This window comes from Alkalibacillus haloalkaliphilus (genome assembly GCF_007991275.1).
Classification (GTDB): domain Bacteria; phylum Bacillota; class Bacilli; order Bacillales; family Alkalibacillaceae; genus Alkalibacillus; species Alkalibacillus haloalkaliphilus.
In genome coordinates, this window is sequence record NZ_BJYA01000012.1 from 143238 (window position 1) to 157400 (window position 14163).

Sequence of the window (14163 nt, forward strand, 5' to 3'; positions counted from 1 at the left end):
TACTGATTGGCCTCTCTTAAAAGAAGTCTGAAGTAACAAGATTCAATTGTTTCAAAGATTATTTTTTAAGGAGGTCATTTAATATGACAGGTACAGTAAAATGGTTTAACTCAGAAAAAGGTTTCGGATTTATCGAGCGCCAAGACGGTGACGACGTATTCGTACACTTCTCAGCAATTCAAGCTGAAGGTTTCAAAACGCTAGAAGAAGGTCAAAGCGTTGAATTTGAAATCGTTGAAGGCGACCGTGGTCCACAAGCAGCTAACGTAGTTGCTCAGTAATTGACCTACAATATCTAAAGTGTGTAGCGCTATGCTACACACTTTTTTTATGTCGTTTTAAAAATTGCTATTTTTTAGCAGTGATCTGTTTTAAAATAAGTGTAAGTTTTTATTATCTAAGAGAGTGAGGATCAGAATGGACATTCATGACTACAACTTGTTAATAACAATCAGTGTTAAAGGATCTCATGACTCTTCACTTGTTGTATTATCTGTTTTAATCGCTATTTTTGCATCTTATGGTGCACTTACGTTAAATGAACGTCTTTATCATAATGGGTTGATTCATCCGTATTATTGGATAGTGTTAGCCTCATTAACTATGGGGTTAGGAATTTGGTCAATGCACTTTATTGGCATGACCGCCTATCATGTTCAAGCGCCAATGAGTTATGATTGGATATTAACTATACTGTCAGTCATTCCAGCGATCGTTGCGGCGTTTATTGCGTTTTGGTTTGCATACGAACAGAAAAAGGGTCCCATTCAATTAATTATAGCCTCATCTGTTATGGGGATTGGCATTGCCACAATGCATTACAGTGGAATGGAAGCAATTGTCGTGGAGGAAGGCTCAATAGTATATAACTATATTGGAGTTGTATTTTCGGTTTTAGTTGCGCTCTTTATTTCATTTATTGCTCTATACATATTAATTAATCAACCTGAAAAAATGAAGGTTCGTAATAAAGTAGTTATAGCCTCTTTATTAGGAATTGGTGTAGCAAGCATGCATTATACAGGCATGATGGCAACATACTTTGACTTAGAGGAATCGATGGCACACATGAATCACAGTGGACACGACTCAATAGAGGTCTTAGTTATTAGCGTAACGGTAAGTGTCATTAGTATTGTTTTATTTTCTATAGCTAGCACGTCTTTTGATCGCCAATTAGAAAAACGTTTGGAGCATTATGACCACTTAACGAACTTGCCAAACCGTAAAATGTTTGATCAAAAGCTAGAAGGTTTGGAAAGGTCCAATGACGTTGGTTTGGCAATTGTTCATTTACACGCTTTGGACACTATTAATTATAAGTACAGCTATCAAACCGGTGATGAAACAATTAAAGTATTAGTTGAGCAGATTAAGTCGGCTTACCGCAGCAATTTCTCTAGACGAGAACTTTTAGTTTATCGAATTAGTAATAAGAAAATTGCTGTTATAGTAAATGAACTGGACCCTAAGTACAAGTTGGAGATCTTTTCGAAAGACTTAATTAGTTCTTGTAAAACTAATATGAACTATGGTTTAAACATAAGTATTGGCTTATCGTGTAAACCAACGACAACAACAAGTACAAACAATTTAATGGAGCAGGCTTACGCTGTGTTGAGTGCAAATGGTGATCAGTTAATTGGCCAGTATGCAATGTATACAGATTCTTTACACCGTGAAGGCTTAACAGATCGATTAGTTGAACGGTTAAGGTTGATTGATTATGACCAAGAATTAATTGTTAAATATCAACCTAAAATTGCAAATCATACTTTTGAATTGAGCGGTGTAGAAGTATTGATACGTTGGCAGGATGATGAACTAGGTTTTATTCCACCTAACCATTTCATTCCGGTCGCTGAAGAAACGGGTGCAATTCATCCAATTACTTTATGGTTAATCGAGCATGTTTGTAAGCAAATGAATCAGTGGAAAGAATATGGTATAGATGTTGGGAAAGTCGCCATTAATTTATCAAACCGTACACTTTCAGAAAAAGCCTTTGCCCTAGATGTGAAGAAAATAATTGAGAAGTATAATGTAGACCCTCATGAGTTAGAATTTGAGATGACTGAAAGTAGTATTATTGAAGATGAAGAAAATGCTCTGAATACTATCCAAGCATTGAGAGAGTTAGGAGTTTCAACAGCACTTGATGATTTTGGAACAGGTTTTTCTTCATTGACCTATTTAAAAAGATTACCAATCGATCAAGTTAAAATTGATAAATCATTTTTAGAAGGTATTACTGAAGATGTAGTGGGGCAACAATTTCTGAGAGACATTATAAATCTTGGGAATACTTTGTCACTTGGAGTTGTTGTGGAAGGGATAGAGAATTCTGAGCACCTTGAGGTTATTAAAGATACATCCGCAAGTGAAATACAAGGGTTTTATTTTGCAAAACCTATGTCTTCTGAAGAGTTATTAAAGTGGTATGAACAGTACTATATAAGTAATCTTTTTAATAAAGTTTGAATTAAGTGCATGATATAAGAGAAAATCGGGTATGTAATAGACTGAGGAAAATAATAAAGGAGTGTTGCTAATGAGTAACTTATTTACAGCTAAAGCGACAGCAAAAGGTGGTCGTGGTGGCCACGTTAAGTCAGAAGATGGTGTGATTGATTTAAATGTCGTTATGCCGACTGAAGACACGGATGAAAAAGGGACAAACCCAGAAGAGCTTTTTGCTGCTGGTTATGCCGCTTGTTATGATGGTGCATTAAATCTAGTAGCTAAAAATAACGGTAAAGACATTGATTCTACTACACATGGTGAGGTTAGTTTCATGAAAGATGAGTCAGACGGTGGATTTAAAATCGCTGTTAAGCTAATCTCAGAAATTGAAGGTGTGTCTCAAGACGAAGCTCAATCGTTAATGGATGAAGCACACCAAGTTTGCCCTTACTCAAAAGCAACGAGAAATAACATTGAAGTTGAATTAGAGGCAAAAGTTAAATAATAACATAAGAAAAAGCCGATCTACTCAGATCGGCTTTTTTACTAATCAATAACTTCGACTCTAACTTGTCTAACACCATACCTATTTGCTTCAGCTTCATCAGGGATAAATAAATCAATACGATTACCTTTAATAGCGCCCCCGATATCTGCAGCAACTGCTGTTCCATAACCTTCTACCCATACAGTTGAACCTAACGGAATAACATCAGGGTCAACAGCGACTACTTTTTGGTCAGGGTTTTCTCTTAAATTAACCCCTGTATAAGTCGTGCCGCTACAACCTTCACAGTAAGCAGTGTATGCTGTTGCTGTCATATACATGGTTTCGGTTGCTTCTTCTTGCTGACTAACTTGTTGTATATCGCCTTCATTACTAGAGTTGTTATTATTCTCAGCTTGTTGAGTAGTCTCAGGTTCAATGATCGTAATCTGTTCTCTTGCTTCGAGTTGAGTTGAGGCTGTTTCATACCCCTTTGTATATTGCTCTAATTCAGATATATGAGTTGTCATTTCTTGATGTGTGTTTGCTTCTTTTATATCAGAATCAAAAGCTACTAATAGAAGGGCTATTAACAAGCCGACTCCCAACATTAGTACTATTGTTCTTTTCATTAAATATACCTCCATAGATGGATAAAAATTCACTTCAATAGGACTATTACCTTGTTTTTGAAGCCCGAGGGATAGTATAACAGTTGTGTTTAACAGGTCAATCACAGTGCCTATACGAACAGATAACAATCATATGACATTGTTTGTAAAAAATCTAAATATTAATAACATACAAATAAGTCAAATTGATTACGTATAGATGTTGAAAAATGTTTTATAATATAGTTAAATTAGTAGGTATTTGCAACTAGGCCGTTTGCAATGACTGGGTAAGGGGTCAGAAAGGATGAATGGATTGAACCGCATTTTAGTTGTAGGTTCAAGTGGTGCAGGGAAATCAAGTCTTTCTCGTCGTTTAGGTGAAGTGTTGGACATATCCGTTATTCATTTGGATTCGCTATTTTGGCAACCTAATTGGGTTCAAATTGACCGGAAAGAGTGGATACAATTGAATAGAGAGATTGTGAAGGGAAAACAGTGGGTCATCGATGGTTTTTATCCTTCGACAATTGACATTAGAATGGAGCACGCTGACACAGTGATCTATTTGAATTATTCTAGACGAGTTTGTTTAGTCAGGGCTTTTAAGAGACGTTTTCAATATAGGGGCAAGACAAGACCTGATATGGGGGAAGGCTGTCAAGAGCGATTACCTATTAGTTTCTTAAAGTACATTTGGGATTTCCCTAAACACCAAAAGCCAATTCTAGAAGAAATGCTACGTCAATCGAGTTCACATGTTAACATTATTGAGTTTAAATCTCCTAAGGAAGCAGAAGATTATATAACTAATTTAAGTATGCAAGATGTGTGACACGTATGATGAAGTGTAATAAGCTAGAATATATAATCATCCGTTCATCAATGAGAGGGGTAAGAGTGTGAAAGTTGTTTTAATAAACGGGACAGTAGTTGGTTCAAAAACAAAAGTGTTACTACATGAAGTAGAGAGCCAATTAAAACAATTCTCAGCAATTAAAGAAATTGAACATATAAACTTAGAGGACTATCAATTGGAATTTGCAGATGGTCGAATTAAGGAACAATATTCAGACGAAACCCAGTCAGTCATTAACCGTATTGAGAATGCAGACGGTTATATAGTTGCAACTCCTATTTTTCAAGGGTCTATACCAGGTGCTTTGAAAAACTTATTTGATTTAATTTCGCCAAAAGCTATGAGGTATAAACCTGTATCAATATTAGCTAATGGTGGAACGATCCAACATCATCTTGTAATTGAAAATCAATTAAAGCCAATATTAGATTATTTTCGTAGTTTAATAACTCCGAACTATGTTTATACACATCCTTCTCACTTTTCACATGATAATGAATTGATAGATGAAGATGTGAGAGGAAGGGTTTATGAGTTGGCAAGAGTTTTTTCTCATTATATTACAATGAGTCAATTAATTATTGAAGAGGATCATTTGAATTATTAAACTCTTACATAGAGATAATAAGAAGCACCAAACTCTTAAAACGAGTTTGGTGCTAATTTTATGTTTATTTCCAAGTAAACTGTGGTTGTCTTTTATTTAGAAACGCTTGTACACCTTCTTGGTGGTCTTCCGTTTGGCGCATAGATAATTGACCGTTTGTTTCTGAATCTAAGATTGCTTTTAGCTTACTTAATTGCTGAGAGTTCAGAATGCCTTTAGATTCAATCATAGCTAATATTGGAGCATGTTTTAATTTATGGACATATCCATTAACGACTTGATTTAGATCTTCATCAGTTGATAAATCTATTAATTGTAGTTGTTCAGCTTCTTTCGCTGTTAACGTTTTACCTTCCCAAATGAGTTGTTTAGCTTTTACAGTTCCAACTCGTTGTTCCATGAAGAAATGGCCACCACCATCTGGGATTAAACCAATTCCAATAAAGTTCATAGCTACTTTTGCGTCAGACTTAGCTATAACATAATCAGATGCTAAAGCGATACTTAAACCTAATCCTGCTGTAGCACCGTTAAGAGCGGATATTGTTATTTTAGGCATTTGGTATAACGTTAAAACTATATCTCTAATCTTAGACATAACATCGTTAAAAGTATCAGAGCCACTTGCTTGAAGCATCATTTTCATATCCCCACCGGCAGAGAATGCCTTCCCATTACCTGTGATGACTAGTATTTTAGCTTCACTTCTTTGAACTTCATCTAACTTTTCTTGAAGGTCTACGAGAAGCTCTTCATTCATGGCGTTGAGCTGCTCAGGACGATTAAGTGTAACTGTTGCAACATCGTTCTCATAGTTTAAAAGCACTGTTTCTGACATTGTGTAAAACCTCACTTTGGCGTTATATTGATTCTTTGGCTAATTGTTGAAAGTAGTAAGAAGATAACTTATATAGTTCTCTCTCTTTAAGTGATTCTCCTAATATTCTATACAGCTCTTTTAAAGTATGACGTTCACCAACTTCAGTTAAATAAGGAATCCACTTATTTTCTGCTTTCTCGACAAATGATGATTCGCCTACTTCATTGTTAACTTGTGCTGTTAAGATCTCGAGCTGACACTTAAGTTTGACATCATTAATCCTCTTACTTATCACTTCACCTTGTTCAATATACGATACAGACTGCTCAATTTCCTGCAAGTAATAATGAGCTTTTGCAATTAAATGATAGGAGTGTAGTTTTTCATAAAAAGATTTGAAAGAATGAATGGCATCTTCTAAATATGGAATGGCTTTTTTCCACTCACGCATTTCACAATACATAAACCCTATATTATGTTTTAAGTTAGCGGTAACTAATTCTGAATCCATCATTGGTCTAGAATCTAATATTTGAAATAAGTACTGTTTTGCCAGTTCAAATTCTTTTAATAATGTATAATTAATCCCAAATAATACGTAACAATCAGTAATTTTTGGATAGAAGAACTCCCCAATGAATTGCTCCTTTGCGACCTGACAATAATGGTTGCTTAAGACAGGCTCCTCCATTCTTGTATATGTCGCAGCTAACAAATAATACAAGTCAGGGTCTTTTAACGAATACTCGACTAGAATTCTTTCAGCGTCTTTGAAGTAATTGATAGCTTTGTTTGGGTAAGCACAATGGATGTAATATACCCCTAATATTTTGTTGAAAAGATAAAGAGTTTCACCAGTGAAGCTTTCTTTCATGTTGTGTATTTGTTCAATAGGTTGGTTCATGGCATCTTCTTGTTTCGTTTCTACTAAGTAGTAAAATTCAATTAATCGAAAGAAATGTAAAGTCTGTAATTGATGAAATGGTGTAATCATACTCTTTAAATGTGTGTAAGATGACTTAGCTTCATTAAAATTTTTCTTGGTGATCAATTTATATAAATTATAAATGTCATCATGTAAATCTTCATTTTCGACTGAGATTAAATCCTCGTATGGAGCATCTAGTTTATCGCATAGGGACATGATGACATCATGGCTTGGTTCAATTGTCCCGTTCTCGATTTTACTTAAGTAAGAAATAGAACAAATCCCGTTGGCAAGATCTTTTTGTGTAAAACCACTTTTCGTTCTGTAGTATTGGATGAAAGCACCAATATTTGTCATATGTGTTCACCTAATTTTCTTTATTTTAATTTTATTGTAAGAGAATTGTGGAGAAATGTAAAAAGAGTTAGGTGATTTCAGTTTCACCTAACTCTTCTCAATTAATAAAAATGTGATGTTTGTTCGTTTAACTCCTGGATCATCTCTTCTAACTTTTCAGATTCTGCTTTAAGTTTTTGGAAAGCGTTCTGCTGTTCAGCTGCTGAAGCTGATATTTCTTCAGTACCTGCAGCTGTCTCTTCTGTTACTGAACTAATACTTTCCATTGTAGAAGTAATTTGTTCACTTTGTTGTCGTGAATAATTCATACCTTCAGTTAGTTTGTTTAACCGTTCATAGATGTCATTGACGTGTTCAGTTATTGAACTAAAGGCATTTTCTGATATGGCAACGACTTCAGTTTGTTTAGTGCTTAAGTTTGTCGTTTGTTCAGTTTGGTCGTGAATCGTTTTAACACCTTGTTTGATTTGTTCTACCATTTGTTTTATATCGCCTGTAGCTGATGTCGATTGGTCTGCAAGCTTTCTAACTTCATCAGCAACGACAGCAAACCCTTGTCCATGTTCACCTGCTCTTGCTGCTTCAATAGCTGCATTAAGTGCGAGTAGGTTTGTTTGTTCAGCAATATCATTGACTAATTCGACAGCAGATTCAATTTGCTCTGTGTAGTTTGTAAATTGATCAACTGAATTCTTAACTTGGGAGATCGCTACTTGGTTGCTTTCCATAATGGAGCGCTGATCTTTCATAGCTTCATTTCCGTTTCCAACAGCTTGTTGAGCTTGATTACTTGCTTCATTGGCGAGCTTACTTTCTTCTGTGTTTGAAATGAAGTCTTGTTGCATTTGTTCCACTAAAGTAACAGCATCTTGTACATCGTTAGAAATGGACTGACTGCCTTGGGCTAATTCGTCAGTTGAACTAGCAACTTGTTGAGTACCTTCAGTTAAACTATTAATTTCTTCGTTTAATTGGTTGCTAAAATCATTTACTCGGTTATTTATACTATGGATTGAATGAACAGTTTGACTTAAATTGTCCATCATCGTTTTAAATGAGCGTTTTAATTGGCCAATCTCATCTTTTTCTTTTTCATTTACATCAACTGTGATTGAGAGTTTTCCATCAGCAGCTTCTTGAGCTTGTTTCGATAATAGTTGTAAAGGGTTGGCAATTCTATTAGATAACCGTACTGATAATATTAGTGATGACGCGATTAGTACAATACTCGCAATTACAATAAATGTTACTAGACTGTTAATCATCGTTTCTTGTTCTTGGATTGTATTATTGTACCAATGGGTTGAAGCACGCTCTAACATGTAAGCATCATTAACTAATCCAGATGTTCTTAAAGATTGGCGGTGAATTTCGTTCATATTTTCTTGCTCAATCGCCATAACTGTTAGCTCTTGCCAGTCTTCATATTTTGTTTCAGCTTGGTTTAGCCAACGAGCCTGTTCATCTGTTTCAATTAAGTTTGAGAGAGTCTCAATTGTTTGTTCAGTTTGCTCAATTTGAAATAAAGCATCTTGTCTTGTTGCTTCTGATGGGCTGTAAAAGTATGTAGATAAAGCTTGTTCAGAAGCTTGTAATTGTGCATAAAACTCTTTACTTTCTAATAAAACGTCTACATCTTCTTGAGATGAGCTTTGAAAATTAATCATTTCAAATACGATCCAAGAGACAAGAGCTAAACTTAAAAGTAAAGGGATTAACGTCATAATGTATAATTTACGTTTTATATTCATTAGTCCACTCCTTTACGACTCATCTTGGGCTTGTTCTAGGGTTCTTTCTTCTAATGTTGATAGCTCAATAACACGAATAGGTGCTAGGCCAACACCGTCTTCATCAAGGCCAAGCACTAAATGCTCACCATTTAATACTTCACCGTTTTGTAAGCTTTCAACAACTTCATAAATGGCTGTGTTAACATTTTTAACCATTGATGTAACGACAGCGTCTTCTGCTATTGTGTATTGGTCGGTATCTACTCCAAAAGCATAGATCCCTTCACTCTCAGCTTCTTGAAGGGCTCCAGTCCCTGTAAAGCCTGCAGAAGGGAAAAGGTAATCAGCCCCTTCATCAATCATGTTATCGGCTATGTCGGCACCAAGTTGATCATCATCAAAAGTGCCAGCATATTCTATTAAAATTTCAGCGTCTGAATTGGCTTCTTCTACACCTTCTACAAAGCCTTGTTCAAAAGTACGAATAACTTCACTATCTACACCGCCAATAAAACCAACAACATCTGATTCAGTTCGCATGCCAGCAATTAACCCTATTAAGTAGCTTCCTTCATCTTCTTTAAAAGTAATTGAAGTTACATTAGGTAGGTCAATGACGTCATCAATTATGACAAACTGTTGTTCAGGGTGAGTCTCGGCCATCGCCTCAATTGCCGGAGCAGTTGAGAAACTTAAGCCGAAGATCACATCATGCTCTTGTTCAATTAATTCTTCTAAATGTCGTTCGTATTCTTCATCAAATGGTTCACGGTAATCAAAAACAACATTAAGTTCATCGCGTGCCTGGGCTAACCCTTGAAAGGCAAGGTCACTAAATGCGTTGTCACCTAAACCGCTTTCCGTTACTAAAAGGCCTGCACTAATGGTTTCATCTTCTTGTTGTTCAGTTTCAGAAGAGCAAGCTATTAAAGTCATGATTATAAGCAATGCTGTTATTAATCTACTAAGTTTCATAAGTTCCTCCAATATTAAAGTGTTTGTCGAATTATATCGAAAAGATGTGGTACTAAACTATTATCGGATTAATTTGGTATTTTTTTATGGATTATGAAAAAGTTCAAATTTTAAGAAAAGATTGTAATTTAAGTACGGTTAAGTCCAACGGGTTAATATGCACTTGAGCAAGAACAGTATCGATATATTGACGTTGTAGGAAATTAAGCTTAATATAGAAGTTGATAATAAAATACATAGAATAAATGGGTGTAAGCAGATCAACTGTTTACTTAAAAGGGAAGTCGGTGCAAGTCCGACGCGGTCCCGCCACTGTAAGGGGAAGCGACTAACTGATCCACTGTCTTAGACGGGAAGGGGTTAGAAGCAATGAACCTAAGCCAGGAGACCTGCCTATTTGTTTTAGCTCATTTCCTTCGGGTTTAAAGGAAAAGCTATATACAGTCTGTTGATTTTATATAGTAACTGAGGTGTGTACCCTCATTTCCTGCCCGTGTAGGAGATGAGGGTACATTTTAATTCAGAGAGGAAGAGGAATATGAGGAAACAAAGCTTATGGACAAAACTGTTTTTAGTACTAATGTTAGTGCTTGCTGTCGGGTTAGCAGCATGCCAACAAGATGAAGGGGAAACAAATGAATCAACGAATGAACCTACTGAGGAGTCTACAGGTGAATCTGTAACCTTGACTGATCAAGCAGGTGAAGAGGTTACAATAGAAGGGGAAGTTGACCGAATCGTGTCTGTCATCCCTAGTGCTACAGAAATTGTGTATGCTGTAGGTGCAGGCGACCAAGTCGTTGGTGTATCTGAATGGGCTGATTATCCAGAAGAAGTGTTTGAAGTAGAAGAAACAGTAGGTGACATGAATTTAAATATTGAAAAGATTGTTGAGTTAGAACCTGATGTCGTCATTGCTGATTTAAATAATGCAGATGACTTAGAAGCAATGAGAAGCGCGGGTCTTAACGTTGTAACATTAGGCTCTCAAAGTCTTGAAGGGGTATATGAAGATATAGAGTTAGTCGGTCAAGCAACAGGCCAAACAGAACAAGCTGAACAAATAGTTAACGAGATGGAAATGAAAGTAGAAGAGGTCACTCAAGCAGTGAATGAAGTACCAGAAGAAGAACGTAAGAGTGTATGGATGGAAGTTGGTCCAGAACTGTACTCCGGTGGTGAAGGATCATTTTTACATGAACTAATAACACTTGCTGGTGGTGAGAATATTATCGCTGATCAGGAAGGATGGCCACAAGTGAGTGAAGAGGTTGTCATTGAACGTAATCCTGATGTCATTATTACAACTTACGGTTACTATACAGATGATGTTGCTGAATCTGTTTTACAACGATCAGGTTGGGATTCGATTACAGCGGTAGAAAATGAAGAGGTTTACGACATTCATAATGATACCGTATCACGTCCTGGTCCTCGATTAGTAGATGGGCTAGAAGAAATAGCATCAATTTTATACCCAGATTATGTGGAGTAAGTAGTAAATTGAAACTAGGTGTTAACAAATGAACAACCGCTTAATATTGTCAATTGCTATACCAGCTTTACTGACCACCTTACTTGTTGTGATGTCTCTTGCGATTACAGTCGGAGCAGCAAATATAAACTGGCAAGATGTATGGCTCATTGTGTTTGCTGAATTGCCTTACATTCATCAGTGGATTGAACCAAGCTGGAGTGATTCAACAGAAACTATTGTACTTGATATACGAATGCCTAGAGTAATTTTAGCCGCAATAGTTGGCGCTGCGCTTGCTTTAGCAGGCGCTATATATCAAGGGGTGTTACGTAACCCGTTAGCTGACCCATTTATATTAGGTGTCTCTTCTGGAGCGTCTTTTGGTGCAGCTCTAGTCTTTGCCTTCGGTTTTCAAGTCGTTTGGTTAGGCAAGTTTACTTTACCAGTTGTTGCTTTTATGTTTGGTTTTGGAACACTTATGGTCGTGTATTTTTTAGCAAGAATCGGTCAAAAAGTAAGAATGGAAACGATTATACTTGCAGGTGTAGTCGTTCAAGCGTTTATTGGCGCTTGCCTTTCTCTTGTAATGGCTTTAGCGAATGAACAACTACAAACCATTGTATTTTGGATGATGGGTAGCTTAACGTTAACTGATTGGAGCTATAATCAAATTGTCTTACCAATCATTTTAATTTGTTCCATAATCGCTTTGTTCTATGCAAGAGAGCTAAATATGCTAGGACTAGGTGAAGAAGTAGCACACCATTCAGGGGTTTCTGTAGAAAAAACTCGGTTTTATTTATTAATACTAGCGTCTATTATGACAGGTGCTGCAGTTTCTGTATCGGGTGCGATTGGTTTTGTCGGTTTAGTCGTTCCACATATCATAAGATTGATCGTTGGAGCTGACTACCGGTTAATCTTGCCTTTATCGATCTTCGGTGGTGCTATTTTCTTAGTCGGTGCTGATACGTTAGCGCGTGTATTAATGGCTCCACGTGAATTACCGTTAGGGATTATTACTGCCTTTTTAGGGGCACCATTTTTCGCTTATTTATTACGAAGAACGAAGCGAGAGTACTTTTAGGAGGCTTTTATAAATGATCACAATTGAAAATGTTTCTAAACAAGTAGAGAATAAGTGGTTGTTAAATGACGTCTCGTTTAAAGTAGACGAAGGTGCCTGTATTGGTTTAATTGGCCCTAATGGTGCGGGAAAGTCCACATTAATGAAACTGTTATCTGGTCTAGAAGAGCCGACGAGCGGAACGGTAAAAGTTCTAGGAAAGGAAGCGGGTAAGTGGTCGGTTAAAAAGCTGGCGCAAAAAGTGTCTGTCTTAACACAAGATGGTTTATCACCTTATCCAATGACGGTTTATGATGCGGTATTAATGGGGCGTTATCCGCATTTAAGCTTCTTTCAAAGAGAAGGAACAGAAGACTACAAGCGTGTTGAGAACGTATTAAGTATGACTGGTTTAGATAGTTTTCGTAATCAAATGCTTGATACGTTAAGTGGCGGTGAAAGGCAACGTGTTGCGATCGCTAAAGCAATGGTTCAAGAACCTGAAGTTTTATTATTAGACGAACCGACATCATATTTGGATATAGGTTATCAAGTAAATGTTTTAAATTTAGTTAAAGAGTGGCAAAACCGTGATCAATTAACGGTGCTTATGGTACTTCACGACTTGAATTTAGCTGCACAGTATTGTGATCAATTGGTTTTAATGAATAACGGTGAAGTTATAAAGCAAGGCACTAGTGAAGAAATCATTGAAGCTGACACGTTACAGACGGTTTATCAAACTAAGCCAGAAATAATACGTCATCCAAAATCAAATATCCCACAAATTTTATTGTAAAACCATAGTCATACAAACAACTTTTAGTATAATAGAGTTAAGTAGGACAAGATGGAAATGGGGATTATTAATGATTGAATGGCGGAACTTATACCGCGGTGGCCTTATGGGAATCAGTGATCTAATTCCAGGGGTCAGTGGTGGAACAATCGCAGTTGTTTTAGGTATTTATCAAAGGTTAATTGAAGGAATAAATGGTATCTTCACACGTGAATGGAAACGTCATCTCGCGTTTTTAGTACCGTTATTAGTCGGTGTTTTATTAGCTTTATTTTTATTATCTAATGTCGTTAATTGGCTTTATGACAATTATCCAAATCAAATACAATTTTTATTTTTAGGATTAATCGTTGGGATTATCCCAATGCTGTTAAAGAAGTCTGAGTATAAGAAGACATTTAGCGGGCAGCATTATGCATTATTTATTTTAGCGGCGATTCTCGTTGGTTTAACAGGCTTATTCCAAGAAGGTGTAGCTGACACTATTACAACATATGATGCTTCAACATACGTGTTGTTGTTCTTGTCTGGTTGGTTAGCTAGCTCGGCTATGATCTTACCTGGTATTAGTGGGTCAATGTTGTTATTAATTGTTGGAATGTATCCGACATTTGTTTATATATTAAGTGATGTTGTTATAGAAGCTTTAATACCATTAGGTTTAGGCATCGTTTTTGGTCTGTTAATTATGAGTAAAATTATTAAGTACTTCTTGAATCAGTATTTTTATCAGACATATGCGCTCATTATTGGACTAGTATTCGGTTCAATGTTTGTCGTTTATCCAGGTTTTGAAGAAAGCTTCATGTTAAATGCTTTAAGTATATTACTAATCTTTGCAGGTATTTACGCAGCTTATTTACTTGGAAAATTAGAGCATCAAGATTAAATATTTAAGGAGCTGGGACAGAACTACTTGTTAATACACAAGACCCGAACGAAATCATAATTTGACTTCGTTCGGGTTTATCTTTTAGCTCC

At 36.3% G+C, this 14163-nt stretch carries 14 protein-coding genes and 1 riboswitch; of the genes, 9 read left to right on the forward strand and 5 right to left on the reverse strand.

Going from position 1 to position 14163, the window contains the following annotated elements; translation table 11 throughout:
• Positions 1-83 precede the first annotated feature (83 nt).
• From AHA02nite_RS09335 to AHA02nite_RS09345, 3 genes are all read left to right on the forward strand, one after another.
• A complete protein-coding gene (locus AHA02nite_RS09335; protein ID WP_017185847.1) occupies positions 84-281 on the forward strand; it encodes a cold shock domain-containing protein in 198 nt (65 codons plus the stop codon).
• A 136-nt stretch (positions 282-417) separates the two neighbouring features.
• A complete protein-coding gene (locus AHA02nite_RS09340; protein WP_146816620.1) occupies positions 418-2481 on the forward strand; it encodes a putative bifunctional diguanylate cyclase/phosphodiesterase in 2064 nt (687 codons plus the stop codon).
• Between the two features lie 70 nt (positions 2482-2551).
• On the forward strand, positions 2552-2968 hold the full coding sequence (locus tag AHA02nite_RS09345) for an organic hydroperoxide resistance protein (RefSeq protein ID WP_146816622.1): 417 nt from the start codon (positions 2552-2554) through the stop codon (positions 2966-2968).
• 41 nt (positions 2969-3009) lie between these two features.
• Here AHA02nite_RS09345 and AHA02nite_RS15425 read toward each other — a convergent pair whose 3' ends face one another.
• Positions 3010-3582, reverse strand: coding sequence for a 3D domain-containing protein (locus AHA02nite_RS15425; RefSeq protein WP_146816624.1), 573 nt, complete (start codon positions 3580-3582; stop codon positions 3010-3012).
• A 286-nt stretch (positions 3583-3868) separates the two neighbouring features.
• Between AHA02nite_RS15425 and AHA02nite_RS09355 the strand changes: the two genes are divergently transcribed.
• Both AHA02nite_RS09355 and AHA02nite_RS09360 read left to right on the forward strand, forming a co-directional pair.
• A complete protein-coding gene (locus tag AHA02nite_RS09355) occupies positions 3869-4396 on the forward strand; it encodes a DNA topology modulation protein (RefSeq protein WP_146816626.1) in 528 nt (175 codons plus the stop codon).
• A 67-nt stretch (positions 4397-4463) separates the two neighbouring features.
• Positions 4464-5027 carry an NADPH-dependent FMN reductase gene (locus AHA02nite_RS09360; RefSeq protein ID WP_146816628.1) on the forward strand — a complete coding sequence of 188 codons (564 nt, stop codon included), beginning with the start codon at positions 4464-4466 and terminating at the stop codon, positions 5025-5027.
• Between the two features lie 64 nt (positions 5028-5091).
• Here AHA02nite_RS09360 and AHA02nite_RS09365 read toward each other — a convergent pair whose 3' ends face one another.
• The 4 genes from AHA02nite_RS09365 to AHA02nite_RS09380 all read right to left on the reverse strand — a co-directional run bounded on the left by AHA02nite_RS09365 (position 5092) and on the right by AHA02nite_RS09380 (position 9840).
• The gene (locus AHA02nite_RS09365) at positions 5092-5865 is read right to left on the reverse strand and encodes an enoyl-CoA hydratase (RefSeq protein WP_146816630.1); all 774 of its coding nucleotides are present in this window, start codon (positions 5863-5865) and stop codon (positions 5092-5094) included.
• Between the two features lie 22 nt (positions 5866-5887).
• Positions 5888-7132, reverse strand: a complete 1245-nt coding sequence (locus tag AHA02nite_RS09370) for a helix-turn-helix domain-containing protein (protein WP_146816632.1) — start codon at positions 7130-7132, stop codon at positions 5888-5890.
• A gap of 101 nt (positions 7133-7233) precedes the next feature.
• Complete coding sequence (locus AHA02nite_RS09375; protein ID WP_146816634.1) at positions 7234-8883, reverse strand: methyl-accepting chemotaxis protein; 1650 nt, start codon at positions 8881-8883, stop codon at positions 7234-7236.
• A gap of 12 nt (positions 8884-8895) precedes the next feature.
• The gene (locus AHA02nite_RS09380; protein ID WP_146816636.1) at positions 8896-9840 is read right to left on the reverse strand and encodes a BMP family lipoprotein; all 945 of its coding nucleotides are present in this window, start codon (positions 9838-9840) and stop codon (positions 8896-8898) included.
• 230 nt (positions 9841-10070) lie between these two features.
• A riboswitch (cobalamin riboswitch) is annotated at positions 10071-10251 on the forward strand.
• A 127-nt stretch (positions 10252-10378) separates the two neighbouring features.
• On the opposite strand from AHA02nite_RS09380, the gene AHA02nite_RS09385 reads away from it, so the two are divergent.
• The 4 genes from AHA02nite_RS09385 to AHA02nite_RS09400 all read left to right on the forward strand — a co-directional run bounded on the left by AHA02nite_RS09385 (position 10379) and on the right by AHA02nite_RS09400 (position 14071).
• Entirely contained in the window at positions 10379-11335 is a 957-nt protein-coding gene (locus AHA02nite_RS09385) for an ABC transporter substrate-binding protein (protein ID WP_170236040.1), read from the forward strand.
• A gap of 28 nt (positions 11336-11363) precedes the next feature.
• Positions 11364-12404: a FecCD family ABC transporter permease gene (locus AHA02nite_RS09390; RefSeq protein WP_146816639.1), complete on the forward strand. Its 1041-nt coding sequence runs from the start codon at positions 11364-11366 to the stop codon at positions 12402-12404.
• A 13-nt stretch (positions 12405-12417) separates the two neighbouring features.
• Positions 12418-13182 carry an ABC transporter ATP-binding protein gene (locus AHA02nite_RS09395; protein ID WP_146816641.1) on the forward strand — a complete coding sequence of 255 codons (765 nt, stop codon included), beginning with the start codon at positions 12418-12420 and terminating at the stop codon, positions 13180-13182.
• A 70-nt stretch (positions 13183-13252) separates the two neighbouring features.
• On the forward strand, positions 13253-14071 hold the full coding sequence (locus AHA02nite_RS09400) for a DUF368 domain-containing protein (RefSeq protein ID WP_146816643.1): 819 nt from the start codon (positions 13253-13255) through the stop codon (positions 14069-14071).
• The last annotated feature ends 92 nt before the right edge of the window (positions 14072-14163 follow it).

Excerpts from the sequence above, each read along its gene's own strand:
- AHA02nite_RS15425 (WP_146816624.1), bottom strand. The coding sequence starts at position 3,582 with ATGAAAAGAACAATAGTACTAATGTTGGGAGTCGGCTTGTTAATAGCC.
- AHA02nite_RS09385 (WP_170236040.1), top strand. The coding sequence starts at position 10,379 with ATGAGGAAACAAAGCTTATGGACAAAACTGTTTTTAGTACTAATGTTA.
- AHA02nite_RS09345 (WP_146816622.1), top strand. The coding sequence starts at position 2,552 with ATGAGTAACTTATTTACAGCTAAAGCGACAGCAAAAGGTGGTCGTGGT.
- AHA02nite_RS09365 (WP_146816630.1), bottom strand. The coding sequence starts at position 5,865 with ATGTCAGAAACAGTGCTTTTAAACTATGAGAACGATGTTGCAACAGTT.
- AHA02nite_RS09370 (WP_146816632.1), bottom strand. The coding sequence starts at position 7,132 with ATGACAAATATTGGTGCTTTCATCCAATACTACAGAACGAAAAGTGGT.
- AHA02nite_RS09355 (WP_146816626.1), top strand. The coding sequence starts at position 3,869 with ATGAATGGATTGAACCGCATTTTAGTTGTAGGTTCAAGTGGTGCAGGG.
- AHA02nite_RS09375 (WP_146816634.1), bottom strand. The coding sequence starts at position 8,883 with ATGAATATAAAACGTAAATTATACATTATGACGTTAATCCCTTTACTT.
- AHA02nite_RS09400 (WP_146816643.1), top strand. The coding sequence starts at position 13,253 with ATGATTGAATGGCGGAACTTATACCGCGGTGGCCTTATGGGAATCAGT.
- AHA02nite_RS09390 (WP_146816639.1), top strand. The coding sequence starts at position 11,364 with ATGAACAACCGCTTAATATTGTCAATTGCTATACCAGCTTTACTGACC.
- AHA02nite_RS09340 (WP_146816620.1), top strand. The coding sequence starts at position 418 with ATGGACATTCATGACTACAACTTGTTAATAACAATCAGTGTTAAAGGA.
- AHA02nite_RS09380 (WP_146816636.1), bottom strand. The coding sequence starts at position 9,840 with ATGAAACTTAGTAGATTAATAACAGCATTGCTTATAATCATGACTTTA.
- AHA02nite_RS09395 (WP_146816641.1), top strand. The coding sequence starts at position 12,418 with ATGATCACAATTGAAAATGTTTCTAAACAAGTAGAGAATAAGTGGTTG.
- AHA02nite_RS09335 (WP_017185847.1), top strand. The coding sequence starts at position 84 with ATGACAGGTACAGTAAAATGGTTTAACTCAGAAAAAGGTTTCGGATTT.